The organism is Ammonifex thiophilus (assembly GCF_003368535.1).
Taxonomy (GTDB): Bacteria; Bacillota; Desulfotomaculia; order Desulfotomaculales; family Ammonificaceae; genus Ammonifex; species Ammonifex thiophilus.
Window position 1 is genome coordinate 33,951 of sequence record NZ_QSLN01000010.1, and the last position, 25,908, is coordinate 59,858.

The 25,908-nt window shown below is 60.4% G+C and carries 22 protein-coding genes and 1 tRNA gene; 4 read left to right on the forward strand and 19 right to left on the reverse strand.

Annotation, left to right across the window (positions count from 1 at the left end; all coding sequences use genetic code 11):
• Positions 1-32 precede the first annotated feature (32 nt).
• The 4 genes from ldhH to DXX99_RS07535 all read right to left on the reverse strand — a co-directional run bounded on the left by ldhH (position 33) and on the right by DXX99_RS07535 (position 5,410).
• Positions 33-2,165: an L-lactate dehydrogenase (quinone) large subunit LdhH gene (gene ldhH, locus DXX99_RS07520; RefSeq protein WP_115792887.1), complete on the reverse strand. Its 2,133-nt coding sequence runs from the start codon at positions 2,163-2,165 to the stop codon at positions 33-35.
• Positions 2,158-2,727 (reverse strand): LutC/YkgG family protein, encoded by a 570-nt coding sequence (locus DXX99_RS07525; RefSeq protein ID WP_115792888.1) that lies wholly within the window; start codon positions 2,725-2,727, stop codon positions 2,158-2,160. Before DXX99_RS07525 ends, ldhH begins: the two co-directional genes overlap by 8 nt.
• Positions 2,728-2,745: 18 nt before the next feature.
• On the reverse strand, positions 2,746-4,473 hold the full coding sequence (locus DXX99_RS07530) for an L-lactate permease (protein ID WP_115792917.1): 1,728 nt from the start codon (positions 4,471-4,473) through the stop codon (positions 2,746-2,748).
• A gap of 211 nt (positions 4,474-4,684) precedes the next feature.
• Complete coding sequence (locus DXX99_RS07535; RefSeq protein ID WP_115792889.1) at positions 4,685-5,410, reverse strand: FadR/GntR family transcriptional regulator; 726 nt, start codon at positions 5,408-5,410, stop codon at positions 4,685-4,687.
• Positions 5,411-5,560: 150 nt separating this feature from the next.
• Here DXX99_RS07535 and DXX99_RS07540 point away from each other — a divergent pair, with 150 nt between their 5' ends.
• Complete coding sequence (locus DXX99_RS07540) at positions 5,561-6,961, forward strand: FAD-binding oxidoreductase (RefSeq protein WP_115792890.1); 1,401 nt, start codon at positions 5,561-5,563, stop codon at positions 6,959-6,961.
• 3 nt (positions 6,962-6,964) lie between these two features.
• On the forward strand, positions 6,965-8,236 hold the full coding sequence (locus DXX99_RS07545) for a (Fe-S)-binding protein (protein WP_115792891.1): 1,272 nt from the start codon (positions 6,965-6,967) through the stop codon (positions 8,234-8,236).
• Between the two features lie 38 nt (positions 8,237-8,274).
• Here DXX99_RS07545 and DXX99_RS07550 read toward each other — a convergent pair.
• Positions 8,275-8,349, reverse strand: a tRNA-Cys gene (locus DXX99_RS07550).
• A gap of 112 nt (positions 8,350-8,461) precedes the next feature.
• Between DXX99_RS07550 and DXX99_RS07555 the strand changes: the two genes are divergently transcribed.
• Together DXX99_RS07555 and DXX99_RS07560 are read left to right on the forward strand one after the other, a co-directional pair.
• The gene (locus DXX99_RS07555) at positions 8,462-9,436 is read left to right on the forward strand and encodes an ATP-binding cassette domain-containing protein (protein WP_115792892.1); all 975 of its coding nucleotides are present in this window, start codon (positions 8,462-8,464) and stop codon (positions 9,434-9,436) included.
• A 26-nt stretch (positions 9,437-9,462) separates the two neighbouring features.
• Complete coding sequence (locus DXX99_RS07560) at positions 9,463-10,257, forward strand: ABC transporter permease (protein ID WP_115792893.1); 795 nt, start codon at positions 9,463-9,465, stop codon at positions 10,255-10,257.
• Here the strand turns inward: DXX99_RS07560 and DXX99_RS07565 are convergent.
• The 14 genes from DXX99_RS07565 to DXX99_RS07630 form a co-directional block, all read right to left on the reverse strand.
• The gene (locus tag DXX99_RS07565) at positions 10,254-10,988 is read right to left on the reverse strand and encodes an ABC transporter permease (RefSeq protein WP_115792894.1); all 735 of its coding nucleotides are present in this window, start codon (positions 10,986-10,988) and stop codon (positions 10,254-10,256) included. The two genes, DXX99_RS07560 and DXX99_RS07565, sit on opposite strands and share 4 nt — an antisense overlap.
• A gap of 11 nt (positions 10,989-10,999) precedes the next feature.
• Positions 11,000-11,839, reverse strand: a complete 840-nt coding sequence (locus tag DXX99_RS07570) for an ABC transporter ATP-binding protein (protein ID WP_115792895.1) — start codon at positions 11,837-11,839, stop codon at positions 11,000-11,002.
• Positions 11,840-11,843: 4 nt separating this feature from the next.
• Positions 11,844-12,884, reverse strand: coding sequence for a magnesium chelatase ATPase subunit I (locus tag DXX99_RS07575; protein WP_115792896.1), 1,041 nt, complete (start codon positions 12,882-12,884; stop codon positions 11,844-11,846).
• Between the two features lie 74 nt (positions 12,885-12,958).
• Positions 12,959-13,348, reverse strand: coding sequence for a 4Fe-4S dicluster domain-containing protein (locus DXX99_RS07580; protein ID WP_115792897.1), 390 nt, complete (start codon positions 13,346-13,348; stop codon positions 12,959-12,961).
• A gap of 15 nt (positions 13,349-13,363) precedes the next feature.
• The gene (locus DXX99_RS07585) at positions 13,364-14,440 is read right to left on the reverse strand and encodes a hydrogenase large subunit (RefSeq protein WP_115792898.1); all 1,077 of its coding nucleotides are present in this window, start codon (positions 14,438-14,440) and stop codon (positions 13,364-13,366) included.
• Positions 14,440-14,811 carry an NADH-quinone oxidoreductase subunit C gene (locus tag DXX99_RS07590; protein ID WP_115792899.1) on the reverse strand — a complete coding sequence of 124 codons (372 nt, stop codon included), beginning with the start codon at positions 14,809-14,811 and terminating at the stop codon, positions 14,440-14,442. Before DXX99_RS07590 ends, DXX99_RS07585 begins: the two co-directional genes overlap by 1 nt.
• Complete coding sequence (locus tag DXX99_RS07595; protein ID WP_115792900.1) at positions 14,808-15,239, reverse strand: NADH-quinone oxidoreductase subunit B family protein; 432 nt, start codon at positions 15,237-15,239, stop codon at positions 14,808-14,810. The genes DXX99_RS07590 and DXX99_RS07595 overlap by 4 nt, the downstream gene beginning before the upstream one ends.
• 20 nt (positions 15,240-15,259) lie before the next feature.
• Entirely contained in the window at positions 15,260-16,126 is an 867-nt protein-coding gene (locus DXX99_RS07600) for a respiratory chain complex I subunit 1 family protein (protein WP_115792901.1), read from the reverse strand.
• Entirely contained in the window at positions 16,123-18,075 is a 1,953-nt protein-coding gene (locus DXX99_RS07605) for an NADH-quinone oxidoreductase subunit 5 family protein (RefSeq protein ID WP_115792902.1), read from the reverse strand. The genes DXX99_RS07600 and DXX99_RS07605 overlap by 4 nt, the downstream gene beginning before the upstream one ends.
• A 213-nt stretch (positions 18,076-18,288) precedes the next feature.
• Entirely contained in the window at positions 18,289-19,395 is a 1,107-nt protein-coding gene (locus DXX99_RS07610) for a SufB/SufD family protein (protein ID WP_115792903.1), read from the reverse strand.
• On the reverse strand, positions 19,388-20,176 hold the full coding sequence (locus tag DXX99_RS07615) for an ABC transporter ATP-binding protein (RefSeq protein WP_115792904.1): 789 nt from the start codon (positions 20,174-20,176) through the stop codon (positions 19,388-19,390). Before DXX99_RS07615 ends, DXX99_RS07610 begins: the two co-directional genes overlap by 8 nt.
• A gap of 23 nt (positions 20,177-20,199) precedes the next feature.
• A complete protein-coding gene (locus tag DXX99_RS07620) occupies positions 20,200-21,042 on the reverse strand; it encodes a damage-control phosphatase ARMT1 family protein (protein ID WP_115792905.1) in 843 nt (280 codons plus the stop codon).
• A gap of 28 nt (positions 21,043-21,070) precedes the next feature.
• Positions 21,071-23,398 carry an endonuclease MutS2 gene (locus DXX99_RS07625; protein WP_115792906.1) on the reverse strand — a complete coding sequence of 776 codons (2,328 nt, stop codon included), beginning with the start codon at positions 23,396-23,398 and terminating at the stop codon, positions 21,071-21,073.
• Between the two features lie 2 nt (positions 23,399-23,400).
• On the reverse strand, positions 23,401-25,860 hold the full coding sequence (locus DXX99_RS07630; protein ID WP_205664668.1) for a U32 family peptidase: 2,460 nt from the start codon (positions 25,858-25,860) through the stop codon (positions 23,401-23,403).
• Positions 25,861-25,908 lie beyond the last annotated feature (48 nt).

Sequence of the window (25,908 nt, forward strand, 5' to 3'; positions counted from 1 at the left end):
TAAAAGCGGAGCCTAGGCGCAAAGAGGGATGGTTATAGGGCCAAGGGGTATTTGAGGCTTTCGGCCAAGATTTCGGCAGTGTGCTTGGCTTTGCCTGAAAAGACGCTGCCAATCTGCCAGAGACAACCCGGACAGTCCAGAGCCACGGTTTCCGCTCCACTTCCTTCGATCGCCTGAAGCTTGCGCTTTAGAATGGCCCGCGAGAGTTCGGGAAACTTCAGCGTGAAGGAGCCGCCGAAGCCACAGCAGAGCTCCGGCGGGGCCATTTCCTTGAGCTCCGCCCCACCTGCCAGCAAAAGCTCCCGGGGAGCGCGGTCGGCCCGCAGGGTGTATTTCAGGTGGCAGGAATCGTGGTAGGTGATCCTCTCCCTTATGGGAGCTAAGATGGGCAGAATTTCTTCCCGGCGCTCCCATACGAAGGAGGAAAAGTCGGTCACCTTCTCCGCCAGCACCCGGGCAAGCTCCGCCCACTTGGCGTCCCCCTTCAGCACCTCCGGGTAAAGGTACTTGAGGGCTACGGTACAGGTGGGGCAGGCTGTGATCACGGCCTCCGCCTCAATTTCAGCCAAAGCAGCCAGGTTTTGCTGAGCCAAGCGGGCAAAGGTACCCGGCAAGCCCGCCTGCCAGACAGGAAAACCACAGCAGCCCTGCCCTTTCGGGTGCACCAGCTCCCAGCCCATAGCCGCCAGCACCCGGTCCACCGCCTCCCCGATCCTGGGAAAGACGTAGTCGATAAGGCAGCCGGAGAAAAAGAGCACCTTCCCCCGGGGACTTTGGGGCCGGGGCAGGCGAGCCGTACGGTCCCGGAAGGGAACTAAGCTTAAAGGCGGTAAAGCCCGCCCCTCGGTAAGCTCTGGGAAAAAGGGCAAGCGGCAGAGCTTCCCCTCCTTCACCCAGGGAGCCTGAAGCCGGGCGGCGGTTCTCAAAAAGGTGTGGAAAAGGCGGCGCCGAGGTAAGATTCCTGCCAAAGCCACCCGAGCAGCCGGCCCTACTCCCTTCTTCGCCACCACCCTCCGCCGGAGCTCCTCAATGAGCCCAGGGAGATCAATGTTTGCCGAGCAGTACTCCCGGCAGCGCTGGCATCCAAGACAGAGTTCCTGCAGCTGCGCCGCCTCTTCAAAGCCGGTGAAGAAGGCCGTGAGGATGACCCCAATACCGCCGGTGTAGACCGCGCCGAAAGTCCCGCCCAGCTGCTGATAAACCGGGCAGACGTTAAGGCAGGCCGCACAGCGTATGCACTTGAGCGCCTCCCGGAAGACGGGATCGGCGGCCATGCGGGTCCGCCCGTTATCGAGCAGAATGATGTGTAGTTCTTTTTGCGGAAGGTAGTTGCCTTCTGGATCTACGGCAGGAACGGAGCCGGTAATTAGAGTAACGTAGCTGGTCAGGATCTGGGCCGTAGCACTCCGGGGAAGAACTTCCAGCACGGGCACGATATCCACCAGACGGGGCACCAGCTTCTCCAGCCCCACCACTACCACGTGCACCGGCGGCAAGGTGGTGGTAAGGCGAGCGTTGCCCTCGTTGGTCAGAATCACCAGGGTACCTGTTTCGGCCACCGCCAGATTGGCCCCGGAAATACCCATCCAGGCGCCCAAAAACTTCTTGCGCAGCTCCCGCCGGGCCAGCTTCACCATCCGGCCGATGTCCGGCTCCACTTCCACCCCCAGCTTTTCCCGGAAGATCTCTGCCACCTCCTGCCGGCTCAGGTGAATGGCCGGCATCACCAGATGAGAAGGACGCTGGCCGGAAAGCTGAATGATCCACTCTCCCAGATCAGTTTCCACCACTTCCAGGCCTTGCTGCTGCAGGTAGCGGTTAAGGTGGAGCTCTTCGGTGGCCATGGACTTGGACTTCACCACGGTCTCGATCCCCTTGGCGCGCGCCAGATCGGCTATGTAGGCTCTTGCCTCCTCGGCGCTGGCCGCTCGGTAGACTACCGCCCCCCGCCTGGTGGCCTCCCGAGTAAACTGCTCGGCCAGCTCCTCCAGCCGAGCAATGGTCTCCTCCTTGATCTGCGCTACCTTTTGGCGCAGGGTAGCAAAATCCTTGCCGGCGTAGGCTTTCTCACGCGCTATCACATAGTTGTCGGCAAAATGGGTGAGGGCCCAGCTCACACGCCGGTTGGCCAAAGCCTTCTTCACCTTTTCCCGGAGCTCATTCATGCGAACACACTTCCTCCTCCCCCAACAAGACAATCAACAGACGTCCCGGTCCATGCACTCCAACGGTAAGCACCCGTTCGATATCCGCCGTGCGGCTGGGCCCGGAAACAAAGGCCAGGTAACCGGGAATCTCTCCCCTTGTAAGCCAATAATTTAGTGCTTCCTCCAGGTTAGCCACCAGTCCCCTTACCGGCACCAGGGCCAGGTGCACCAGAGGAAGCATGGAAAAAAGCCTGGTGTCAAGCTCGGTGGCATCGTGAACCAGGGTTCCCGTCTCGGCTACGGCCAGTTCAAAAGCGGTGATACCCATCTCGGCCGTCTCGGCCTGCTCCCGGAGGGAGCCTTTGACCAACTCGGCCCCGGCCGCTTCGATCACAGGGATCAGGTCCAGAGAAGCCAGGAGCGGAGAGGAAGCCAGGGCCACGCGCCGTACCCCAGTGCTCTCAATGATCTCCTTGACCAAAGCTCTGGCCTCCCCCGGGCTGCTGGCCCGGTAAACCTCGGCTCCCAGTAGCCGTGCCTGAGCAGAAAAAGCCGAGATGAGTTCCTCGCGCTCCGCCAAAACTCTTCCCTCCAGAACTTATTTCCTTTGCCGGTAAGCCGCCACTCCCAGAACCAAAAGGAGCAAAAGCGAACCTAGAAGCAAGCTCAGTCCTTGAGACAGAGCCTGCGGAGTGGCCGCTACTTTAGCCGCCGGCACCGGCGGCGGAATTATCCCCGGGAAGAGATAAGCCTGCAAGGTGGCGATTACCCCAATGATAGCCGTGAACAAGATGCTGTGGAGCACACAGAAGCGGAAAAGCTCGCTTTCTTTGCCCACCAGGCCGGTGGCACCCGTACCCACAGCTATACTCTGCAGGGAGATCATCTTCCCCGCCACCCCGCCACTGCTGTTGGTGGCTATGGTAAGCACCGGGTTAAGCCCCAGGCCCTCAGCGGTTATCTGCTGCATTTTGCAGAAGAGGGCATTGGAAGAGGTGTCGCTACCGGTAATGACCACCCCTAACCAGCCAAGGAAGGCGGACATGAAGGGGAAGAGGGCGCCCGTCACGGTGAAGGCCTTACCTAAAGTAGGGGTCATGCCGGACCAGTTGGCCACAAAAGCGAAGCTCAAAACAGCAGCGATGGTCAGGAGGGCGAAGCGCAGATCCCTAAGGGTCTTGAGGAAAACCTCTACAAACTGGCCGACGCTCACCCGCAGAACGATGGCGCTGATGATGGCCGCGATCAGGATAGCTGTGCCTCCGGCGGAAAGCCAGTTGAAGTTGTAGACCACCGATAGAGGCTTACCGCCAGCGATGATAGCCTGATCAAGTCCATTGAAGACTATTTTTATCGTGACCTTATCCAGCAGGGCCTTAACCGGCTTAAGACCCCAGTCGCTGATAAGTATCATCAAGGCAATGAAGGGAAACCAGGCTCTGAAAACTTCCCCAGCCGAATATTTTTCGGCCTTCAGTGTGGCTGGGGGCTCGTCAGAAAAGCGCCAAATAGTGGGGGGCTGCCACACACGCAGAAGAACCACCAGCGCCAAGATGGAGACCAGCGCCGAGGCGACGTCGGGCAACATGGGGGTCATATAATTGGAGGTGAACCATTGGGTCAGAGCGAAAGAAACCCCACTTACTAGAATGGCTGGCCAAACCTCCAGCGCTCCCCGCCAGCCGGCCATGATCAAAACCAGCCAGAAAGGAAGGAAAATGGAAAGAAACGGCAGCTGGCGACCTACCATCTGGCTTATGGCCATGTCGTCGATACCGGTCACCGCTCCAGCAGTAATGATAGGGATACCGATGCCTCCGAACGCTACCGGCGCTGTGTTGGCGATAAGACATATGCCCGCAGCGTAAAGAGGGTTAAAGCCCAGGCCGGCCAGCATAGCCGCAGTTATGGCCACCGGAGTGCCGAAACCCGCCGCTCCTTCTAGGAAAGCACCGAAAGAGAAGGCTATGAGCAACGCCTGGAGGCGGCGATCTTCGGTGATGGTGGCGATGGAGCCTCTGATGATTTCAAACTGCCCCGTCTTGACCGTCAAGTTATAAAGAAAAACTGCTGCTATTACTATCCAGCCTATAGGGAAAAGGCCCATCAAAGCCCCGTAAAGAGCGGTTAAAAAAACCATTTTCGCGGGCATTCCGTGAAGAGAAAGGGCCAAAAGAACAGCCAGAAGAAGGGTGAGAAGACCCGCCACGTGGCCCTTCATGCGCCAAAAAGCCAGGGCGCAAAAGAGAAAGATTATCGGTAAAGCATCGAGCAAAGCCGAAAGCCACAAGTTACCCAGCGGATTTACCGCCTGCGTCCAGGTCACCGCATTTCCTCCCTTCTCTCCTTCCTCCAAATCGCTTCTGGGGAAAAGCACTGAGAAGCCCTTTTGCTCTCACCTCCTGAGCTAAGGACAAATTTTTGATCACCATATGGTTGAATGGTCTGACCATTAATACAATTCGACCTAAGGAGGCTCATTTCCTTTCGCCATTGGGGATGTATTTTTGACCGTTCGGGGAGAAAAAATTAACCACTCAGGCGTGCTTAAGCAGGCGGGCCAGCTCCACTTCCACCTTCCACAGGTGCTGGTACATTATCTCCCGCGCCCGAAACTTATCCCGGGCAGCCACGGCCAGATAAATTTCCCGGTGCTCTTCAAAAAGGCGCTGCGTAGTGCCGGCGGTAGCCGAAAGCCAGAGGGCTCGGGTGATGCGTAAGGTCTGGCCTATGATCTCCTGAATGGTGTTCATCAAACTGCTGATTAGGGGGTTGCAGCTAGCCTGAGCCAGCGTGAGGTGAAAACGCAGGTCTAGCTGCGCCGCTTTCTCCCCCTCTCCCTGAGGGAGAGTGGCTTCCATCTCTTCAATTATCTGCTCCAGCTCCCGCAGGAGCTCCGGCGGACACCTCTCGGCGGCCAGACCCGCTGCCTCCACTTCCAGAGCCTTGCGCACCTCCAGGATGTTCTGTACTTTGTCCTTCTCTAAGAGCAAGATAAAAACCAGAGGCTCGATGACGGCATTGGGCTCAGGCCGCTTGATGAAGATGCCTTCCCCGTGTTTTATCTCCAGGATGCCAGCCAGGTTCAACGCCGAGAGCGCTTCACGCACCGAGGCCCGGCTAACCTGTAGTCTTTCCGAGAGTTCCCTCTCGGTTAAAAGCTTGTCCCCCGGTGCCAGTTGCCCCTCTATGATAAGTGTCTTTATTTGCTCCAGGATACCTTCGGAGGTGCGCCTGGTCTTAACAGGCTTAAGCCCTTTCATGCAATCTCATGCTCCTTGCTAGTTTTTCGGACAGTCGCTTAAATTATACCACACGGGGGGAACCAGCAGGAGAAAGAGGGAAGAAAGAGAATTGCTTAAAGAGTGGTCATACCACCAGATTACTTAACCAATACTCGAAGGGGGATTCCTATGACGCTGGAGAAAGCCATCGAAGCATTGCGCCGAGAACTAGGACCTCAGAACGTGATCACCGCCCCTGAGGAGCTAATCTGTTACTCGTACGACGCCACCGCCGACCTGCCGGAAGGACGCCCGGATGTAGTGGTTACGCCGGAGAACACCGAGCAGGTAGTAAAGGTGGTGAAGATTGCCCGCCAGTTCCGTTTGCCCATCTACCCGCGCGGCGCGGGCACCAACTTGAGCGGAGGAACTGTACCCCTGAAAGGCGGCATCGTGCTGGCCACGGTAAAGATGAACCGCATTCTAGAAATAGATCCCACCAACCTAACAGCCACCGTGCAGCCAGGGGTGATCATTCAGGAACTGAATAACGCGGTGGCCCCTTACGGCCTTATTTATCCTCCCGATCCAGGAACGGTAGCTACCGCCACCATGGGGGGAAGCGTGGCTGAATGTTCGGGCGGCCTGCGTGGCTTAAAGTACGGGGTGACCAGGAACTATGTCATGGGGCTGGAAGTGGTGCTGGCCAACGGAGAAGTGCTGCGCTGCGGGGGGAAGACCGTTAAAAATGTGACTGGGTATGATCTGGTGCGCCTCTTCACCGGTTCTGAAGGAACGCTGGGGATTATCACCGAGATCATTGTGCGGCTCATACCGGCTCCCCCGGCGCGGGAAACCATGCTGGCCGGGTTTTCTCGTTTGGCCGATGCCGGAAACGCGGTGACTCAGATAATCGAGCACAAAGTGATCCCCGCCACCTTGGAGATAATGGATCGGGTAACGGTTGAGGTGGTGGAAAGCTACGCCCGCATAGGGCTTCCTACCGATGTCGCAGCCCTTTTGCTCATCGAAGTAGATGGACTCCCGGAAGTGGTCAAAGCCGAAGCCAACACCGTAAAGAGAATCGTTGCGCAGAATAACGGCTGGATAAAGACGGCCGAAGACGAAATCCAGAGAGAAAACCTGTTAACCGCCAGAAGAGCGGCCCTGCCCGCCCTAGCCCGGGTCAAGCCCACCACCATTCTGGAAGACGCCACCGTACCCAGAAGCAAGGTAACGGACATGCTTCTGGCCCTGGAGGAAATAGCCAAGAAATATAACCTGCTGATCGGCACCTTTGGGCACGCGGGAGACGGTAACCTGCACCCTACCATCTTGGCCGACGCTCGCGACGAAGAGGAGATGAAGCGGGTAAGGGCCGCGGTTGAGGAAATCTTCCGGGTAGCCATTTCCCTAGGCGGCACGCTGACCGGCGAGCACGGCATCGGAGTGGCCAAAAAGAGGTTCTTGCCCTGGGAGATGGGAGAGACGGGAGTGTGGGTGCTGAAGCAGATAAAGAAAGCTCTGGACCCGGACAACCTCCTCAACCCAGGAAAGATCGTCGACCTTGCCCAAGAGGAAAGGAGCTAAAAGATGAACCCGCTAAACGGCTTAGGAGCCGTCGAGGAAGAAATTATTAGGTGCATGAAGTGCGGCAACTGCCAGGCGGTATGCCCCATCTACCAGGAGCTCAAGCTGGAGTCCTCCGTGGCGCGAGGGAAGATCCGTTTGGCCGAAGCCCTGTTCAAGGGGGAAATCCTTGCCACTCCGGCTTTGAGCGAACGCTTCGACCTTTGCCTCACCTGTCTGGCCTGCGAGTCTATATGCCCCAGCGGGGTGAAGGTAAGCGACATCATTTTGGCTACCCGAAGGGAGCTTGCCCGCAGAAAAGGCTTGCCGTGGATCAAACGAGCACTCTTCTCCACTTTACAGCACCCTAGGATCTTGCGCCGGGGTGCCAAAATCGCCGCCCGCTTACAAGACTTGGTCTTCAGGCGCCTGGATTCGGACAAGATGCAGCCCCGTTTTCCCCTGGGGCTGGAAAGACGCCGCATATTCCCGGCTTTAGCCCCTCAAAGCCTCCTCGAGCAGGTGGAGGAAAAATATTCTGTGCCCAAGCCTCTGGCTCGGGTGGCCCTCTTCGCCGGCTGCCTTACCAATTACGTTTTTCCCGGTGTGGGCCTGGCCACCCTCTACCTCCTCCGGCAGCACCGCGTCGAGGTGGTCGTTCCCCGAAGCCAGCATTGCTGCGGCTCTCCCCTGATCTACGGCGGAGCTGCCGACGTGGTCAAAGAAATGGCCCGGTCCCACGTAGCCCTCTTCTCCGGCTTTAAGGTGGACGCCATTTTAACCCTCTGCGGCACCTGTGGAGAGGCCTTCCATCACTTTTACCCCCGACTCTTGCAGGATGCGCCCGGCTATGGGGAAAAGGCGGAAGAGTTAGCTCAAAAGACGATGGACATAGCCCGCTTTCTCTACCAGCTGCCTCTAGACAGAAACCTGCTAAAACCCCTTGAGCTTACCGCAACCTACCACCAGCCCTGCCACCTGGGGAGGGGCTTAGGGGTGGTGCAGGAGCCGATAGAACTCATAAAGAGCGTCCCCGGGGTTCGCTATGTGCCTTTGCAGAACCCGGCCCGCTGCTGCGGCAACGCCGGCTCCTTTTCCCTTACCCACTATCCCCTCTCCTACAGCATCCTCACCCATAAGTTAAAGGACATAGCGGCCACCGGAGCCGAGGTGGTTCTTACTGGCTGCCCCGCCTGCCGCATGCAGCTGCTGGACGGGCTAAGCCAGGAAAGGATGCCGCAGAAAGTGTGGCATACGGTGGAGCTCCTGGCCCGCGCCTGCGGCTTCAGCAAATAAAAAAGCCACCAGCAACTGGTGGCCTTTACTTTTTCCCCTGGAGGCGGCACCCGGATTCGAACCGGGGAGTCACGGCTTTGCAGGCCGTTGCCTTACCACTTGGCTATGCCGCCTTGCACATCTTCATTATAAGCCACCTTGACGGGAAGAAGCAAGCTTTTTATAATCAAGACCAGGTCCAAAATACTTAACTAATTTAAGAATCTCGGCAGAGAGGCGAAAGTGATGGCTTCGGTCATTGAAGTAGAGAACCTGGTGAAAGACTACGGCAAGGTGCGGGCGGTGGACGGGGTTTCTTTCCAGGTGGAAGAGGGAGAGATTTTCGGCTTCCTGGGCCCCAACGGAGCGGGCAAGTCCACCACCATAAAGATACTCTGCACTCTTTTAAAGCCTACCGGGGGCAAGGCCCGCATAGCCGGCCACGATGTGGAAAAAGAGCCCGACCGGGTGAGGAGGCAGATAGGAATAGTCTTTCAGGACAATTCTCTCGACGACCGCCTGACGGCAGCCGAAAACCTCTACCTGCACGGCCTGCTCTACGGCCTTCCCCGGAAAGTGATAAACCGGCGGATCGAGGAGATGCTGGAGATGGTCGATCTGGCCGCCTGGAAGAAAGAAGTGGTGCGGAACTTCTCCGGCGGCATGCGCCGCCGCCTGGAGATAGCCCGCGGGCTCATGCATTCCCCGCAAGTTCTTTTCTTGGACGAGCCCACGGTGGGACTCGACCCTCAGACCCGCGCTGCCATCTGGGACTATATCCACCGGCTGCGCCGGGAAGAGAAAATCACTGTCTTCATGACCACTCACTACATGGAGGAGGCGGAAAACTGCGACCGCATAGCCATCATCGACTTCGGCCGCATAAAAGCCTTGGACACCCCGGAAAGGCTAAAACAGCAGCTGGGAGGGGACGTGATTACTTTAGTTCCTGCCGACGGGGCAGACCTGGGGCCCGTACTCACCGAGCTTTACGGGCTAGAGGTGAAGCCGACCGGTGAGGGGCTGTGCTTTCGGGTAAAGGACGGGGCCAGCTTCATTCCCCGGCTGGCCGCCGAGCTGGGCGAGCGGATAAAGAGCATCCACCTGCGCCGCCCCACCTTGGACGACGTTTTCTTAAGTCTTACCGGCCGGGCCATAAGGGAAGAGAAGGCCTCCGCCGCCGAGCGCCTGCGCTACAGTCCCCACCGGCACCGCCACTAAGAGGCTTTTTACAAGAGGTGTTTTCTATGGGAACGGCGATACGGACGGTATACACCATCTGGCTTAGGGAGTGGTTGCGCTTCCTGCGGGAAAGGAGCCGCATAATAGGCATGATCGGCCAGCCCCTGCTCTACTTCCTCATCGTGGGGCAGGGCATTTCGGCGGCCATGGCCTTCCGGGCCGCTCCTCCGGGGGTAAACTTGAGCTACCTGCAGTTCATGTACCCGGGAATCCTAGCCATGTCGGTGCTCTTCACCTCTATCTTCTCCGGGATTTCTATAATATGGGATAGGGAGTTCGGCTTCCTCAAGGAGGTGCTGGTGGCGCCCGTACCCCGCTGGGCCATAGCCCTGGGCAAGGCTTTAGGAGCAAGCACCGTGGCCCTCTGCCAGGCGACCATCCTCCTGGCGCTGGCCCCTCTGGCCCAGGTTCACTTGACCCTGCCGCTTGTAGGGAAGCTTTTGGCGGTGCTCTTCCTTATCTCTTTGGCTATAACCTTTATGGGCGTGGCCATAGCCAGCCGTATGGAAACCATGGAGGGCTTCCAGATGATCATGAACTTTTTAGTCATGCCCCTTTACTTCCTAAGCGGCGCCATGTTCCCCCTGGCCAACGTGCCCGCCTGGATGTCCGCCTTAATGCACTTTGACCCGCTCACCTACGGGGTGGACGCCCTACGCCACCTGATCTTCGCCGACGCCCACCCTCAGGTCCTGGCCTTTCTGGTGCATTTCCCCTTCATCACCGACCTTTTGGTGCTGACCGGTATGGTGCTGGTCTTGGGAGGAATGGGTTCCTGGTTCTTCAGCCGGCAGGTTTAATCCCGGCAGTGCCTGACCGTGTAGCAGGCCAGAAAGAAGAACAAGACAGAGTAAAAGATGAGCACCCCCAGCGACAACCAGGGAAAGGAACCGTGAGCGCCGAGTTCCCGCAGGGCCAGGTTGGTATGGGTGAGGGGAAGGATCTCGATCAGCTGCCGCACTCCTGGGGGGAGCTTGGCGGTGCTGAAGAAAGTACCGCAGAGGAAAGACATGGGCATGATGATAAAAGTGGTGAAGTTGGCCATATCTTCGTGGGAGTTGATGGTCATGGCAGCCACTACCCCCAGGGCACTGAAGAGAAAGCAGGTGAGGAAGAGAACCAGGAGAAAAGCCCCGCCCACCGCCAGCTTGGTCTTGAAGAGAAGGGCTAAGCCCAGGATGATGAGGGCAGCAATCAGGCCCCGCAGGGTGGCTGCTAGCACCCGTCCCAGCACGAAGGAAAAGGTGCTCACCGGTGCGATCAGGTACTCTTCCAGGGTTTTGTGGTAAAGGCGGGCCATGTTAAGCGGAGTACCCGCAGCGCCGAAACTGGTAGTCATGGCGCTTAAAGCCACGATCCCGGGAATCACGAACTCCAGATAGCTTCCCTGGGGCATCTGCACGCTCCGGCCTATCCCCCAGCCGAAGGCGATGAGATAAAGGAGGGGGTTCACCAGGCGCGAGGCAAAGAACTTCCAGAACCCCCGCTTGAGCACCACCAGTTCTCGCCACAAGACGGCATAAAAATCCATCGCTCTCCCCCTTAGTCCCTCACCCGACGTCCGGTCAGCTCCACGAAGACGTCCTCTAGGTTGACTTCTCTTATCAGCACCGTGCCCGGCAGGTGAGCGGCAAAGTTTACCGCCTCCTCCCGGCTGCCGAAGAAGTGGTAGTCCACCACCCCGTTGTAAAAGCTCTCTACCACCGCCTTGCCCAGGCGCGCCTTGAGCTCGCCCGGTGTGCCCAAGGCAATGAGACGGCCATGGTCCACTATTCCCACCCGGTGGCAGAGCAGTTCCGCTTCCTCGATGTAGTGGGTGGTGAGAAGGATGGTCACCCCCTGGTGGTTGAGCTGCCGGATGAGCTCCCAGATCTTGCGGCGCGTCTGGGGATCCAGGCCCACGGTGGGCTCGTCTAAGAAAAGAACCCGGGGATGATGCATGAGTGCCCGAGCAATCATAAGCCGGCGCTTCATCCCGCCGGAAAGCTGGGGAGTGAGATCGTGGCGCCGGTCGGAAAGCCCGATGAACTCCAGAAGCTCCTCCATGCGCCGCCGTCTCTCCTCCCGGGGAATGCGGTGCAGCCGCCCGTGCAGTTCCAGGTTCTCCCAAACGGTGAGCTCCTGATCGAGGTTGATGTGCTGGGGCACCACACCGATTATCCTCTTCACCTGCTCTGCTTCGGTGCTGAGGCGGTGCCCGGCGATGTACACCTCCCCCGCCGTGGGTCGGGTGAGCATGGTGAGAATCCGGATGGTAGTGGTCTTGCCCGCCCCGTTGGGCCCCAAAAGCCCAAAGATTTCCCCCTCTTTTACCTGGAAGGAAAGGCCGTCCACCGCCCGGATACGGCCGAAGACTTTCACCAGGTTCTCTACCCGGATCATTTTTCTAACTCCAGGCCCGGCGCAGGGCTACCGCCAGCCTGTCGGCCTCCTCCACCTCCTCGAAGGGGCGGCGCCGCAGACGGTGCCGGAAGACCAGGGGCGCCGTGGCCAGGATGTCCTCCTCCCTCACCTCGGTGCGCCCTTCATAGGCCGCGTGGGTTTTGGCCGCCTTCATGAGCACGATGTCGGCCCGGTGCCCGTCTACCCCCATCTCCACCGCCAGGGTGGCGATGCGCAGGAGCATCTCGTCGCTTATCTTAACCGCGGGCAGGATCTCCCGCGCCGCCAGGATGCGCCGGCGGATCTCCTCCTGCGCCGGCTCCCACTGCCTACAGAACCCCTCGGGATCTTCTTCAAAGGCGGCCCGGCGCTTCACTATCTCCACCCGCGCCGCCGGGTCCCTAACCCCCACCACGTTTACGCAAAGGCCGAAGCGGTCCAGCAGCTGGGGTCTCAACTCCCCTTCTTCTGGATTCATAGTACCCACCAGGATGAAATTGGCCGGGTGGGAGAAAGAGACCCCTTCCCGCTCCACCGTGTTGACCCCCATGGCGGCTGCATCCAGCAGGACGTCCACCACGTGGTCGTCCAGGAGGTTCACCTCATCCACGTAGAGTATCCCCCGGTTGGCCTCGGCCAGAACGCCGGGCTCGAAGCGCTTCTCCCCCTTCTTGATGGCGTGCTCCAGGTCGAGCGTACCCACTACCCGGTCCTCGGTGGCCGAAACCGGAAGGTCCACCACCCGCATGCGCCGAGTGGCCACCGGCAACTCCTCCCCCCGCTGGTGTCTCTCCCGGCAGCTCTGGCACATAGTGGTCACGTCGTCCGGATCGCAACCGAAGGGGCAGTCAGCCACCACCTTGAGCTCCGGCAGAAGGGCCGCCAGTCCCCGCACGGCTGTGGACTTGGCCGTCCCTTTCTCGCCTCTTATGAGCACGCCCCCGAGTTTGGGGTTGATGGCGTTGAGGATGAGGGCCAGCTTCATCTCCTCCTGGCCCACCAGCGCGGCGAAAGGATAGACCCTTCTTTTTCTTTCTTCCGCCAAACCCTAAACCTCCTTCCAAACTAAAACAAAGGGCACTGCTTCCTCCGAGAAACAGCGCCCCTTTTTCTCGTATCCTAAGAAGCAACCCACTCGGTCCACTGCCAGTTGGGTATCTCGTCCACACTTATCTCCTTGCGGTATCTGGGCACCGCCGGCTCCTCCGCTAGTTCTATCGCCCCGTAAGGGCAAGCCTCCACGCAGTTACCGCAGAAGATACATTTAAAGGGGTTATAGCGGCGCAGCCAAACGATCGAGTAATCTTGCCGTCGCGTATCCCAGGCCGTGTCGAGCTCTATAGCCCCGGTAGGACAGGCCCTCTCGCACTCCCCGCAGAACTCGCAGTACTCCGGATGAAAAACAAGCCTCCCTCGCGATCCGTCGAAATACTCCCGCCTTTCAGAAGGGTAACGCCGCGTGACCGGACCGGTAAACAGATTCCGCAGGACAACCCCCAGCATCCCCATAAAACATCACCCCCATTACCTTTCCGTACAAGCGATGCACGGGTCAATGGAAAGGGTGATCACGGGTACATCTGCCAACTCGCATCCCGGCAACATCACGAGCAACGTGGGCAGATTGGCGAAGGAAGGCGTGCGCACTTTGAGTCTCTTGAGGTTGGGCGAGCCGTCCCCCCGGCAGTAGTAAATTACTTCCCCGCGCGGTTGCTCTGCCCGGTGTATCGCTTCTCCCTTGGGATTATCTTCTACGGGCACGTTAATTTCCCCTGCCGGCAGCCGGTCGAGCACCAGGTTAATAAGCTCCCAGGACTGCCACACCTCCCGGGCCCGCACCATCATCCGGGCGTAAGAGTCGCAGCCCTCTTCCACCACCGGCTCAAAGCCTAGTTCCCCGTAGGCGGCGTAGCCGTCCATGCGGGCATCAAAAGCCCACCCGCTTCCCCTGATGGTGGGGCCCACCGCCCCCAACTGCCAGGCCACGTCTTTGGGCAGAATGCCCTTACCCCAAGTGCGGCTTTTGATAGTACGGTCATGCTGGAACACCTGGAAAATGGGGGTGTAAAGTTCCTTGAACTGCTTCAACATCTTGCGCACGGTGCGGATCTGCTCCGCATCGAGGTCCTTCCGCACCCCTCCCACCACGCAGGTGGACTGGATTATGCGGTGCCCAGAGGTGAGCTCCGACACGTCCAGCACCAGCTCCCGCGCCCGCCAGCACTGCATGAAGAGGCTCTCTAGACCAAAGCCGTCGGCAAAAAGCCCCAGCCACAAAAGATGGCTGTGCATGCGGGAAAGCTCGGCCCAGAAAACCCGCAGGTACCGGGCCCGGGGAGGAACCTCTATCCCCATGGCCTTCTCTATTACCTCGCAGTAAGCTTCCGCGTGGATGAAGCTGCAAATGCCGCAAATGCGCTCGCATAAGAAAACGTTGTGCTTGTAAGGGTTGAGCTCGCACCCCTTCTCTATGCCCCGGTGCATGTAGCCGATGCGCGGCTTTACCTCCACCACCTTTTCGTCCTCGCAGGTAAGGATCAGCTGCACCGGTTCGGGAAGCACCGGGTGCTGAGGTCCAAAGGGAAAAGTTACCCTGGCCATCACTTAATCACCTCGCGTTGCCGGGCCACCCGGAGCAGGGGAAACCGCGGGCTCTCGTCGGCCAGCAGCATGCGCTCCCCGAAGTCGAGCACCATGCCGGTTACTTTAAGGCCGGTCATCTCCCGCATCTCGTTCTCCGCCAGCACCGCTCCCAGCAGTATAGAAGAAATGCTGGGCACCTCTTCTTCCTTTTTCACCCGCAGCCGCAGGTTAACCGAATCCAGGCCTTTCTGGAAGTTGTAAATGACCTCGAACTCCTCCCCCTCATCGATGCAGATGGCGGTGCCCAGCCTGGCCCCCTCTTTCACCAGCCGCTCCACCTCAAGAAGAAGTTGCTCCTTGCTGATCTGGTAATCCTTTATGACTCTCATTCTTCTAGCTCACCCCGCAACTTCTTGAGCGCCAAGACCACACCGTCGATGATGGCCTCCGGCCGGGCGGCACACCCCGGCACATAGACATCTACCGGGATTACCTTGTCTATTCCCCCCATGATGTTATAACAGTTGTGGAAGACGCCGCCGGTGCAGGCGCAGGTGCCCACCGCCACCACCACCTTGGGATCGGGCATCTGGGCGTAAAGATTCTGCAGTACTTTGTAGTTGCGGCGGTTAGCCGGGCCGGTCACCAGCAGGATGTCGGCGTGTTTGGGATTCCCCATGTGCAGAATACCGAAGCGCTCCACGTCGTAGTAAGGAGTGAGGCAGGCCAGTATCTCTATATCACAGCCGTTGCAGCTGCTGCTGCAGAAGTGCAAAAGCCAAGGAGACTTCACCCGCGCCTTGGTCAAGAGCCCCATAGTCAACTCCCCCTTAAACCCTAAAGCAGGCCCCGGATCAGGTTGAGGTAGACAATGTTGGCCAGGGCCAGCCCCATCCCCTCAACCCAGGTGAAGTAAAGCATAGTCCGCCAGCGCAGCCGGGCCAAGATATTGTCGATCAGTATCTCCAGGAAGAAGGAGAACACCGCCAGTAAAAGCCCTGCCCACCAGGGACGGGCCCAGAAGAGGAAGACCAGCCCCAGCAAAAGCACCAGCTCGTACCAGTGAGCCAGCTCGATCAGGGCCAGCGATTTTCCGGAATACTCCGTGTAGACCCCTCGCACCAGCTCCTGGTGGGCATGCTCCGACGCCGCGATGTCGAAGGGCGACTTGCGCATTTTTATGGTTAAAGCCGCCAGAACGGCCAAGAAGGTGGGCCAGAGAGAATGGATGAGCGCCCCTTCCTGCCGGAAGACGCTGGCCACCTGGAAAGAGCCGGTTTTCAAGAAAATGGCCACCGCGGTGAGCAGGAGCACCGGCTCGTAGGCGAACATCTGCAAGAGTTCCCGGTTGGCACCCAAGTGGGCGTAGGGGGAGCGGACAGAGTAGGCCCCCAGCGCCAGACAGGCGCCGCCGAAACCCAGGATGAGCACCACTGCCAGGAGGTCCTGCCCCAGAAAGAAGAGGACGGTGGCCAGCAGCGTAAGGGCCAGATAGCCGCAGGCCCAGGCCAAAGTGGCCCGGGAAGAAATCAGAGTCTTTTTCCCCATGAGCTTGAGGAAGTCGTAGAAGGGCTGCCAGATGGGGGGGCCTATACGCCCCTGCAACCTAGCCGTAAGTTTACGATCGACACCGCGCAAGAACCCTCCCAGCAAAGGAACCCCTATCAGCACCGCCAGCACCAAAAGCCCGTTCGTCCCGTTCATGCTCCCACCCCCGCCACCAGTAAGATCACCAGCAAGAGCATGAGCCCCAGCAGGTTGATCCAGGGGTTGAGCCGTGCCTCCCCCCAGGAGGCAGAGAGGTAAAGCCCCCCCGTCTCGAGGGGCACGGGCTGGTCTCCTATCCCCCGGAAAGCCGCTTCTTCTACCGCCAGGTTCTCCCCGCAGAGATAAACCGGCCGGTAGTCCTCGCGCCGGGCCCGGAAGGTCAAGAGGGGTAGCAAAAGCGCCGCTCCTGCCACCAGGAAGACCGGCCAAACGGTGAAGAAGCCGTAGGGACTACCCCAGCCGCTCCAGTTGGCCGCAACCTGCGGCTGGTAGCCCAGGGCCGTCACAGCGGGTAGTACCAGTTCCCGTACTAAGCCGCCCACCAGCACACTCGCCACCAGCAGAAGCCCGGTGAGTCCCAAGACGGTGCCGTAGGCGTAGACACCCTTTCGCTTCTCCAGCTTCTCTTCCTCACGCAGCGGCACGGTGCTCAAGAGCCTTCCCAGCCACTTCACCCAGAAGACCAAGCTGGCCGCGCTGCCCACGGCGATAAAGGCAGCCACCAGCGGGAACCAGGCGGAAGTAGAGGTAGCGGCCGCTTCCAGGCTGGCCCATTTCCCCAGCACCGCGCCGAAGGGAACGAAAGCCATGGAAAGCATGCCCACGATGCCGACCACCGCGGCCACCGGCGAACGGTTGACGAGCCCCTCCATCACCTCTATATCCCGCGACCCCAGTTGCTGCTCGTAAATGCCCACGGTCATAAAGAGTAGCCCTTTAGAAAGGGCATGGAAGATCAGGATGACCAGGGCAGCGGCCAAAGCCAGGTCGGTGTTAATCCCCGCGCAGGCGATGATGAGGCCCAGGTTGGCCACTGTGGAAAGGGCCAGAACCCGCTTGGAGACCGTCTGGCTTATGGCCAAAAGGGAAGCTGCCAGGTAGACAAAAGCGCCGAACACCGCCAGGGCGGAAGAAAGGACGGTACCGAAAAGGGCGGGGGCCAGACGCAGCACCAGGTAAACGCCCGCCTTCACCATGGTGCTGGAGTGAAGCAGAGCCGAAACCGGAGTGGGAGCCACCATGGCGCCCAAGAGCCAGCTCTGGAAAGGCACCTGGGCAGCTTTGGTGAAGGCCGTAAGGGAAAGGAAGGCCAGCGGCAAAAGCAAAGCTCCCCCCAGGCTGGCTTCTTGAACCACCGCGACCAGGGAAAGGGTTCCCAGTGTGCGGTAGATCAGGAACATGGCCAGCACACAGGCCACGCCGCCGATGAGGTTCATCCACAAAGCCCGCAGCGCCGAAGCCTGCGCCTCCTCCGTGCGGTCATGCCGGATGAGCTCGTAACAGCAGAGGGTGGTCATTTCCCAGAAGAAGAAGAGCCAGAGGAGGTTGTTGGCCATGACCAGGCCGTTCATCACGCCCAGGAAACCTACCAGGAAACAGAAGAAAAGTGGCTGCCGGGTGCGCTCCAGGTGAAGGTGGGCTTCGTGCTCAGGCATGTAATCCAGGGCGTAAACGCAGATGAGCGAGCCGATCACGGAGATAACCAAGACCATGATGGAAGCGAGCGGGTCCAGGAGGAAGGTTGGGTGCACCGTGAGGCCGTGAGGCAACTGCCAGAATTCTAGGAGCGAAAGGAGTACCCCTTGCAAAGCGGCCAAACCGGCCACCAGATAATGGCGCCAGCGAAAGCCCACGTAAAGGAAATAGGCTACTAGGGCGAAATCCAACCAGTTAATCAGGGTCGAAAGCCAGGGTGCGGTATCCAGTCCTTGTGGGCTTCCTTTCCCCAGGGTTACCGCTGCCAGGAGTACCGCCATAAAAGCCAAAATCGCCGCCGTGCCTAATACCAGAGCCTTTCGCAGCGTGGAGCGGTAAACGGAGAGGGAAAGAAGCCCCGCAACTATGGGAAGTAAAACCAGCCAGGCCACCAACCAATCCAATCTCATAAACCCCTACCCCCTAAGGCCGAAGCAAAACCTTTCCGCCTTCAAGGCTACACCGCCGGTTTCGTACCGGTTCTTCCTTTCCCCCTACCACCCCCATCTTAAAGTCAAGTTAAAGCCTTGATTAAGGATATTTTAAGTTTGGCTCAGAAAAGGTGTCAAGGCTTTAAGGGCCAAAAAAGAGCTTGTTCCCAAATTAACATTGCTTGTCGGCCATCAGACACCGGCAGCGGAAACCTTAATTATCCTGTCTATTTCTTCCTGCAAGGCCGGCGGCAGACCCTCGATGCGTACGTTGAGGAAGCCGCGCACGATGACGGCCAGCGCCTCCTCCTCGTCCAGCCCCCGCGCCATCAGGTACTCCACCGCCTCCTCGGCCACCTTCCCTACCGCCGCCTCATGGGAAAGCTCCACGTTGGCCGTGCGGGCCTCCAGCTCCGGAACGGCCAGGATCCGACCCTGGGGGGTGAGCATCAGCCCGTGGCACTCCAGATGCCCCCGCACCCCGGCCACCTCGCCCACCAGAAGGCCCCGGGAAACGATCTCCCCGCCAGTGGTGATGGCCCGGGAGATGAGTTCCGCCTTGGTGTCCGATGCCCGCAGGTAAACACGGGAGCCCACGTCCATGCTCGTTCCCGGTGGAGCGAGCAAGATGGACTGGGAGCGAACCACCGCCCCCGCCCCGGCCAGGTAGGTGCTGGGGTTGGTTACCAGCTTCTTGGCCCCGCTCAGACAGATGTAGTTATAAATGTAAGTTCCCCCTTCTTCCACCCACACTGCTCCCTGGGGCGTGCTTTCCACTTCTTCTCCCCACCGGTGGATCATGGTGAAGGTGAGCTTGCCTCCCCGCTTAATAAAGGTCTCGGTTATACCTATGTGCTGCCCGCGGCGCACGCAGGCCCCGGAAGCGCAGCCGGTTATGAGCTTTAGCGAAGCCCCTTCCTCCACGATTACCAGGTTGTGTACTTCCTGCCGCGTGCCCTCCCGCGCGATGAAAAGGCTGCTTTGAACCGGGTGATGCACTTCCACCCCGGGAAGCACCCGGACGAAGTAACCTCGAGCCTCCGGATCTTCAGGTCTCGCTTCCGGCAAAAGACGCCCCAGGTAATCCTCCACCCAGGGATAAAGCCGGCGCGCTTGCGCCAGGCTCAATACCTCCAGCCCTTCCTGCCAGCTCTGATACTGGAACACTTCCTGATCGAACTGCAGGTAGGTCCCACCCCTTCCTTCACCGCTGAGCTCGATGCCCACGCGCAAAAGGCATTCCTTTTCCTCCGGCGGCAGGGAAGCGAGGTCTAAAGAAGAAGTCAGTTCTTTAGACACAGAAACACCCCCCGTTGAGGTTCATGCAGCGTATGCACTCGGTGTACCCCACCTTCTGGATGCAACTGAAGAGCTCGCGGGGGTTGCCACTGCAGCAGAGCTTGCCCTGGAAGAGGACGTGCCCCACGTCTGCCTCCACGTAGTTGAGAATGTAGCCCGTGTGGGTGATGATCAAGCCCCCCTTGGTCCGGCTGCGCCGCACCTCCCGCAGCGAGCGGGGATCCCAGGGAGCTGGTTCCTTCTCTAAAAGGTAGTTGACCACCTTCCCGATGAGTGCCATGTTCTCTACATCGACCCCCGACTCGGGCTCGTCCAGCATTACCAGGCTGGGGTTCTGGGCCAGGAGCTGCAAAAGCTCGGAGCGCTTGAGTTCCCCACCGGAAAAGCCATAGTTCACTTCCCGGTCCAGGAACTCGGAGAGCTTGAGCTCCTCCGCCATGCGCTCCAGCGCCACCCCGTCCTGTTTCAGCCGACGCACCAAATCCCGGAGCAAAACCCCGCGCAGCGACGGAGGCCGCTGAAAGGCCAGCCCTATACCCTTGACGGCCCTTTGGTCCACGGGTAGGGAGGTGATGTCCTCGCCCCGGAAAAGGATGCGCCCCTTCACCACCCGGTAGCGGGAAAAGCCCATGATGGTCCCCAAAAGAGTGGTCTTGCCCGAGCCGTTAGGGCCGAAAAGCACGTGCGTCTCCCCTGGATTGATCACCAGGTTTATGTCCCGGAGCACTAGACGCTCCCCCACGGCCACGCTCAAGTCTTCCAGCACCAGTAGCGGCTGCACAACTCCCTCCTCCTTTAAGTCGCTTAAACGCGGCCGAAGGCCGCGATGAAACTCCCCACTTCTACCCCCCAGCTCCTGGCCACTGGGCCACACTTGGCCTTGAGGAGGTGAAAGACTCGGGAATCGGACTTTTCCGAAAGGGTCTCGTAATTCCCCATCCCCTTGGCCAGGATGAGGTCCGCCCGGCGGAAAAGCTCAAGAAAGGCGGGCGAAGCCGCTTCCAAGTCCAGCCCGGGCGAGTCGGTGCCGGTGGTCACCACCCGCCCAAAAGCTTCCACCAGACTCTCCCTTTCCAGATCGGCCAGAGTAAGGTCGTTCTGGATCGGCTTCTCTTTCACCACGTAGTAGGCTTCTTCGACCCGCGCCGCCAGGTAGCGGAAGAGGGGCAGGTCAAAGTAAGCCTCCCCCGCGTTGTCGGCCAGGTAGAGCACGAGGCGTGCCTTTTTAAGCCTTTCGAGGAAGAGCCCCGTCTCGTCTATGACGAAATGCACCGGCCGCTCGAGTTCCGCCCGCACCACCTCTAAGTCCCTGAAGAAGTCCAAGGAATTACCCAGGACCGCCAGGCGGAAGAGGGAAGCCGGATGGTTCTCCTCTAAATGCAGGCAGGAGAAGAGTTCCTGCGCCATGGCCATCTCCCGCTCTTTTACCGGGCGGAAGGGATCGGGGTTGCCGGTAACCTCCTTTATCACCCGCTGGGTCAAGGTAGCGATGGTGGTAGGGACCTTGTCCAGAGAGAATTCGGCTTGCAAGACGGCCTTTCCTTCCGCGCGGGCTTTTTCCCTCAGTTCCCCCTCCGGCGCAGCCAGCTGGGCCGCCATCTCCACCAGCCGTCTAAGGCAATCGTAGCATTCTTCTTGCGCCCGCAAAACGCTCCCTCCCGGAAAAGATTTGCTTTTAAGCCAGCTCCACCACGGTCACCCCCGCCCCACCTTCCTCCGGGGTGCCGAGGCGGAAAGACTTCACCTGGGGGTGGCGGGAAAGGTAGTCGCGTACCGCAGCCCGCAAGGCCCCGGTTCCGTGCCCGTGGATGACGGTCACCCGCTCCAGCCCGGCCAGGAGCGCCGCGTCCAGGTGGCGGGAGAGGTTCTCCAGCGCCTCCTCCACCCGCTGACCCCGCAGGTCGAGCACCGGCCGGGCCCGGGCGGAAGGGGCAGAAACCACAACACCTCTCAGGCTTTCTCTCTTGGCCACCGGTCGCACGGCTGCCGCCGGGAGCTCCAGTTTAAAAGCTCCCACCTGCACCGTCAAAGAATCTCCTTCCACGGCCACTACCATCCCCTCCCGCCCCAAAGAGGGAACGAAGACCGGATCCCCGGGAGCAAAGGAGGCGGGGGCGGAAGAAAGGGGTACGGAAATAAGGGGAGAAGCGTAGCGCTCCCCCAGCGCCCCCAACCGCTCGCGCAGCTTCTGCACCGCCCTTTCCCGCTCCTGCGCCTGCTCTTTACGTATTTGCTCCTTGAGCTCTTGGAGCAAGGTCTCCGCTTCTCGCCGGGCCTGTCTCACCAGCGCCGCCGCCTCCTCCCGCGCCCGCTGAAGGATCTTCTTCCTCTCTTCTTTGAGCCGAGCCTCGATCAGACGGTAGCGCTCGGCCAGGGCTTCGGCCTCCCTTTTCAGGCGGCGCGCCTCCTCCCGCTCTTTTTCCGCCTCGGCCAACCTGCGGGTGAGCAGGGTGGCGAGTTCCCGCGCCTCCCTCTCCTCCGGGCGCAAAAACTCTTTAGCCCGCGCCACCAACTCGGGGCTGAGTCCTAAGCGCCGGGCCATTTCAAAGGCTAAGGACTGCCCCGGTCGTCCCAGCACCAGACGGTAGGTAGGGGTGAAGGTCTCGGGGTCGAAATCGACCGCGGCGTTCTCCACCCGCGGGTGGAGCAGGGCGAAATCTTTAATTTCGCCAAGGTGGGTAGTGACCACCACTTTCACCCGGCGCCGGGCCAGTTCCTCCAGGATGGCGCAGCCCAAAGCGGCTCCCTCCCGGGGGTCGGTCCCCGCCCCGAGTTCGTCCAGCAACACCAAGCTCTCCTCGTCGGCCTCGGCCAGGAAGCGGGCGAGGTTGCGGAGGTGGGCCGAAAAGGTGCTAAGGTTTTCCACCACGCTCTGCTCGTCCCCGATGTCGGCCAAGACCCGCCGGAAAAGGCCTATCTCCGCGGCTTCGGCCGGCACCCCCAGACCAGCCTGGGTCAAGAGAACGCTTAAGCCCGCGGTCTTAAGGGCCACCGTTTTGCCCCCGGTGTTGGGCCCGGTGATCACCAAGATGTCGAACTTATCGCCCAGCTCCAGGTCCAGAGGCACCGCCCGCCGGCCCAGGAGGGGATGGCGTACCTGCTTCAGCCGCAGCACGGGCCGGTCCTCCAGTCGGGGGGTTACCGCCTCCCACTCCTCTGCCAGCCGCCCCTTGGCCAGGATGAAATCGAGCAGGCTAAGGAAAACAAAGCTCCGGTAAATGGGAGCCACTTCCTGCCGCACTAAAGAGGAAAGCTCGCCTAGGATGCGCTCCTTCTCTTCCCGTTCCTCGACTTCGAGGCGCCTGAGCTCGTTCCCCTTCTCCACCACTTCCCAGGGCTCGATGAAGAGGGTAGCCCCGCTGGCCGATTGATCGTGCACCAGACCCTTTATCTTGTCCCGGTGTTCCACCTTCACGGGAAGGACGTAGCGCCCCTCCCGCACGGTAACCAGCGGCTCCTGGAGGTAACGCTGCCAGTTGGGGGAGCGGAGGTATTCTTCCAGAGCTCCCTTTATGGCCGCCTCCACCTCCCGCCGGCGCCGGCGTATCTGGGCCAAGAGAGGAGAAGCGGTCGTTTTAAGATCATCGGGAGGCAGAAGCACCTCGCGCAGCTTTTCTTCTAAGGAAGGAAGAGAAGCCAGCTTCCGGGAAAGTTCCCTCAGGAGAGGAAAGGAGGTCTTTTCCCGGAAGAAGTCCTTTACCCGGCGGCTCAGACTCAAAAGCTCCGCCACCTGCCAGAGTTCGGCCGCCGAAAGCCGACCACCCCTGGCCACCCGCCTGAGAAGCGGGCGGAGGTCCCCCAGCTCCCCCAGGGTGAAGCCGGGGTGGTGGCGTAAGAACTCCTGCGCCGCCTTCGTCTCCTCCAGCCGCCGCTTAACCCGGGCCAAGGAACAAGTGGGCCTCAATTTTTCCGCCCACTCCCCGGCTAAGGAGGTGGTGGTGTGCCGGCGGAGCATCTGGCGTATGGCGGGAAAGTCCAATAGCTCAAGTGTTTTAGCGTCCAAAGTCAGACCACCCCGCGGAAATAATGCCCCCGGGTAAACTCCTTCTTGCCCAAGAGGGCTTCCTCTTGCTCTTCCGCCGCCACCGGCTTCCCGGAAAGGCAGGCGTCCAGCACCCTCCGGTAGGCGGCAGTGACCCTATACACCTCCTCGGCCTCGGCCGTGCGCATCTCCAGGCGCAGGCCCGCCACTCCGGCCGCCAAAAGCTGAGGCAGGTGGGCCAGCATGACCAGCTCCTGGCTGTTGAACAAGTGGGTGCGGCAGTTATAGTCGGGGTATAGGGGAAAGAGAAGCCCTAGGCGGTCGCGCAGGGCGAAGCGCCTCCCCAGACAGGGGATGGAACAGGGCCTTTTCAAACCCATCCCGCCCAGCACGCTCCCCACCACGCAGTGCTCCGAGACCATGACCGGCAGCCGGCCATGTACCAGGACCTCCAGCGGCAAAGGGGCGCTTTCCGCCAGTTTCTTCACCTGCTGCAGGTTGAGTTCGGGCGAGAGGGTGACCCCCTCCGCTCCCTCCTCGGCCCACAGGATCAGGGCCTGACGGTTAAAAGGGTGGAGGTACCAGTCCACCCACACCTTGAAGCCCCAGCTTTTGAGCTGGTAAAACCAGCCCAAGTTGCCGGCTACCACCCCGTCCGCCTCTTTCCCCCTCTCCAGGTAGGCCCAGACCTCTTTCTCCTCCCCGTCCTTGGTTATGCGGGGAGTGAGGAGGAAAAGGGAGGCACCTGCCTCCCGCACCAGGCGCAGCACCTTGGCCACCGCCTCCGGAGTAACGGAGGGACGGCCGCGGAAGCGAAAGCCTTCCCCACCGAAGTAGATGCGGTCCGCCCCCGCCGCCAACGCCGCCCGCACCGCCTCCTCGTCCCCACAACTCACGGCCAGGTAAGGAAGAGGGGGACGGGCTTCTTTGGCAGGAAACTCCTGGCTTTTGCGCCAGCGCTCCTGAAAAGTTTTCTCCTCCAGAGGGCGGGGAAGAGAGCAGCGCCGGGAGAGGATTTCTTCCACCGCCCGCCGCCTTAGCTCGTTAAGTTCGCTTACGGGCAAGAACACCCCTTCCTCCAACTCCCCCTCCAGGCGAGAGAGGAAGAAGGGGGTGTTGCCCAGCCTCCCCAGCTTTTCTCGCACCGTCTCCCAGGAAAGGGGCTGGGTGGTAGCTTTCTCACCCTTAGCCTGGGAGAAGACTACGATTTCATGTCCCCGGTCGTCGCGCGCCTCCAGGCGGGCCGGCTCCCCCACGCGGGCGGTGAAATTAAATTCCAGCGGCACCCGGGGGCGGGGCGGCCGCTGGTAGCTGGCCCGGGCCTCGGAAAGAAGAAGGACGTCGGCGGTCTTGAAAACCCGGTCCCCCTCTGATACCCGCTCTTCTACCGGCAGCTCCACCACCTCTCCCGCCGCGGCCGCCTCCACCCGCTCCCCGTGGCGGAAAAGAGAGGTGACCGTCTGCCCTACCCTGCCGCCGCGCGACACCCAGAACTCTATCCCGTCACCCAGGCGCAAAGGAGCCGCTAGCTTCACCTGCGCCCGGCGCGAGCGCCGGTCGTAGGCCAGCACCCGCCCGAGATAGACTCCCCGGTTGTTGGGGCGGTGATAGCTCATTAGGTCCCGGCCGGGACGCCCCCAAAGGTAGCCGGGGGTAAAGTCCCGGTTGAAGATCTGAGCCAGCGCCAGCGCCTCCTCCGGCTTCACCTCGAAGCGTCCTTCGCCCAGCCGGTCGAGCAGCTGGCGGTAGATGCGCACCACCACAGCCACGTACTCCGGGCGCTTGAGCCTTCCCTCTATCTTGAGGCCGTCCACCCCCGCCGCCACCAGGGAGGGGAGGTAAGAGCTCAGGTTGAGATCCCGGGGGGAAAGAAGGTAGGGGCCCACCTCTTCCGGAACCGGTAGAGGACGCCCTTTTTCATCGGTCAGAACGTAAGGGAGGCGGCAGGGCTGGGCGCATAGCCCCCGGTTGCCGCTGCGCCCACCCACCAGGCTGGAGAAGAGGCACTGCCCGGAGTAGCAGAAGCACAGAGCTCCATGCACAAAGACCTCCACTTCCAGGTCGCTCGCGGCCTTGATGCGGGCAATCTCCTCCAAGGTGCACTCCCGGGCCAGGATCACCCTCTTCACCCCGTGCTCCTTAAGCCACCGGGCCGAGGCCGAATTGTGTATGGTCATCTGGGTGCTGGCGTGCAGCTCCAGTTCCGGGATTGTCTGGCGGGCCAGACGAAGAAGCCCGGGATCCTGGATGATGACGGCGTCTGCCCCCGCTTCGTAAAGGAAGCGCAGAAAAGACGCCGCCTCCTCCAGCTCTTCTTCTGTTACCAGGGTGTTGACCGTTACGTAGACCTTGACTCCCCAGGCATGAGCGTAGGCGATGGCCTTCTTCAGTTCCTCCTCGCCGAAGTTGGGGGCCTGGCGGCGGGCGTTGAAGACCTTACCGCCCAGGTAGACGGCATCGGCCCCGTTCTGCACTGCTGCCACCAGGGCCTCCCAGCACCCGGCGGGGGCCAGTAACTCGGGAAGCCGCAC

What these genes read in the sequence shown, in the direction of transcription:
- ldhH (WP_115792887.1), bottom strand. Translation starts at nt 2,165, where the DNA reads ATGAATGAGCTCCGGGAAAAGGTGAAGAAGGCTTTGGCCAACCGGCGT.
- DXX99_RS07535 (WP_115792889.1), bottom strand. Translation starts at nt 5,410, where the DNA reads ATGAAAGGGCTTAAGCCTGTTAAGACCAGGCGCACCTCCGAAGGTATC.
- DXX99_RS07540 (WP_115792890.1), top strand. Translation starts at nt 5,561, where the DNA reads ATGACGCTGGAGAAAGCCATCGAAGCATTGCGCCGAGAACTAGGACCT.
- DXX99_RS07545 (WP_115792891.1), top strand. Translation starts at nt 6,965, where the DNA reads ATGAACCCGCTAAACGGCTTAGGAGCCGTCGAGGAAGAAATTATTAGG.
- DXX99_RS07555 (WP_115792892.1), top strand. Translation starts at nt 8,462, where the DNA reads ATGGCTTCGGTCATTGAAGTAGAGAACCTGGTGAAAGACTACGGCAAG.
- DXX99_RS07560 (WP_115792893.1), top strand. Translation starts at nt 9,463, where the DNA reads ATGGGAACGGCGATACGGACGGTATACACCATCTGGCTTAGGGAGTGG.
- DXX99_RS07565 (WP_115792894.1), bottom strand. Translation starts at nt 10,988, where the DNA reads ATGGATTTTTATGCCGTCTTGTGGCGAGAACTGGTGGTGCTCAAGCGG.
- DXX99_RS07570 (WP_115792895.1), bottom strand. Translation starts at nt 11,839, where the DNA reads ATGATCCGGGTAGAGAACCTGGTGAAAGTCTTCGGCCGTATCCGGGCG.
- DXX99_RS07580 (WP_115792897.1), bottom strand. Translation starts at nt 13,348, where the DNA reads ATGGGGATGCTGGGGGTTGTCCTGCGGAATCTGTTTACCGGTCCGGTC.
- DXX99_RS07585 (WP_115792898.1), bottom strand. Translation starts at nt 14,440, where the DNA reads ATGGCCAGGGTAACTTTTCCCTTTGGACCTCAGCACCCGGTGCTTCCC.
- DXX99_RS07590 (WP_115792899.1), bottom strand. Translation starts at nt 14,811, where the DNA reads ATGAGAGTCATAAAGGATTACCAGATCAGCAAGGAGCAACTTCTTCTT.
- DXX99_RS07595 (WP_115792900.1), bottom strand. Translation starts at nt 15,239, where the DNA reads ATGGGGCTCTTGACCAAGGCGCGGGTGAAGTCTCCTTGGCTTTTGCAC.
- DXX99_RS07600 (WP_115792901.1), bottom strand. Translation starts at nt 16,126, where the DNA reads ATGAACGGGACGAACGGGCTTTTGGTGCTGGCGGTGCTGATAGGGGTT.
- DXX99_RS07605 (WP_115792902.1), bottom strand. Translation starts at nt 18,075, where the DNA reads ATGAGATTGGATTGGTTGGTGGCCTGGCTGGTTTTACTTCCCATAGTT.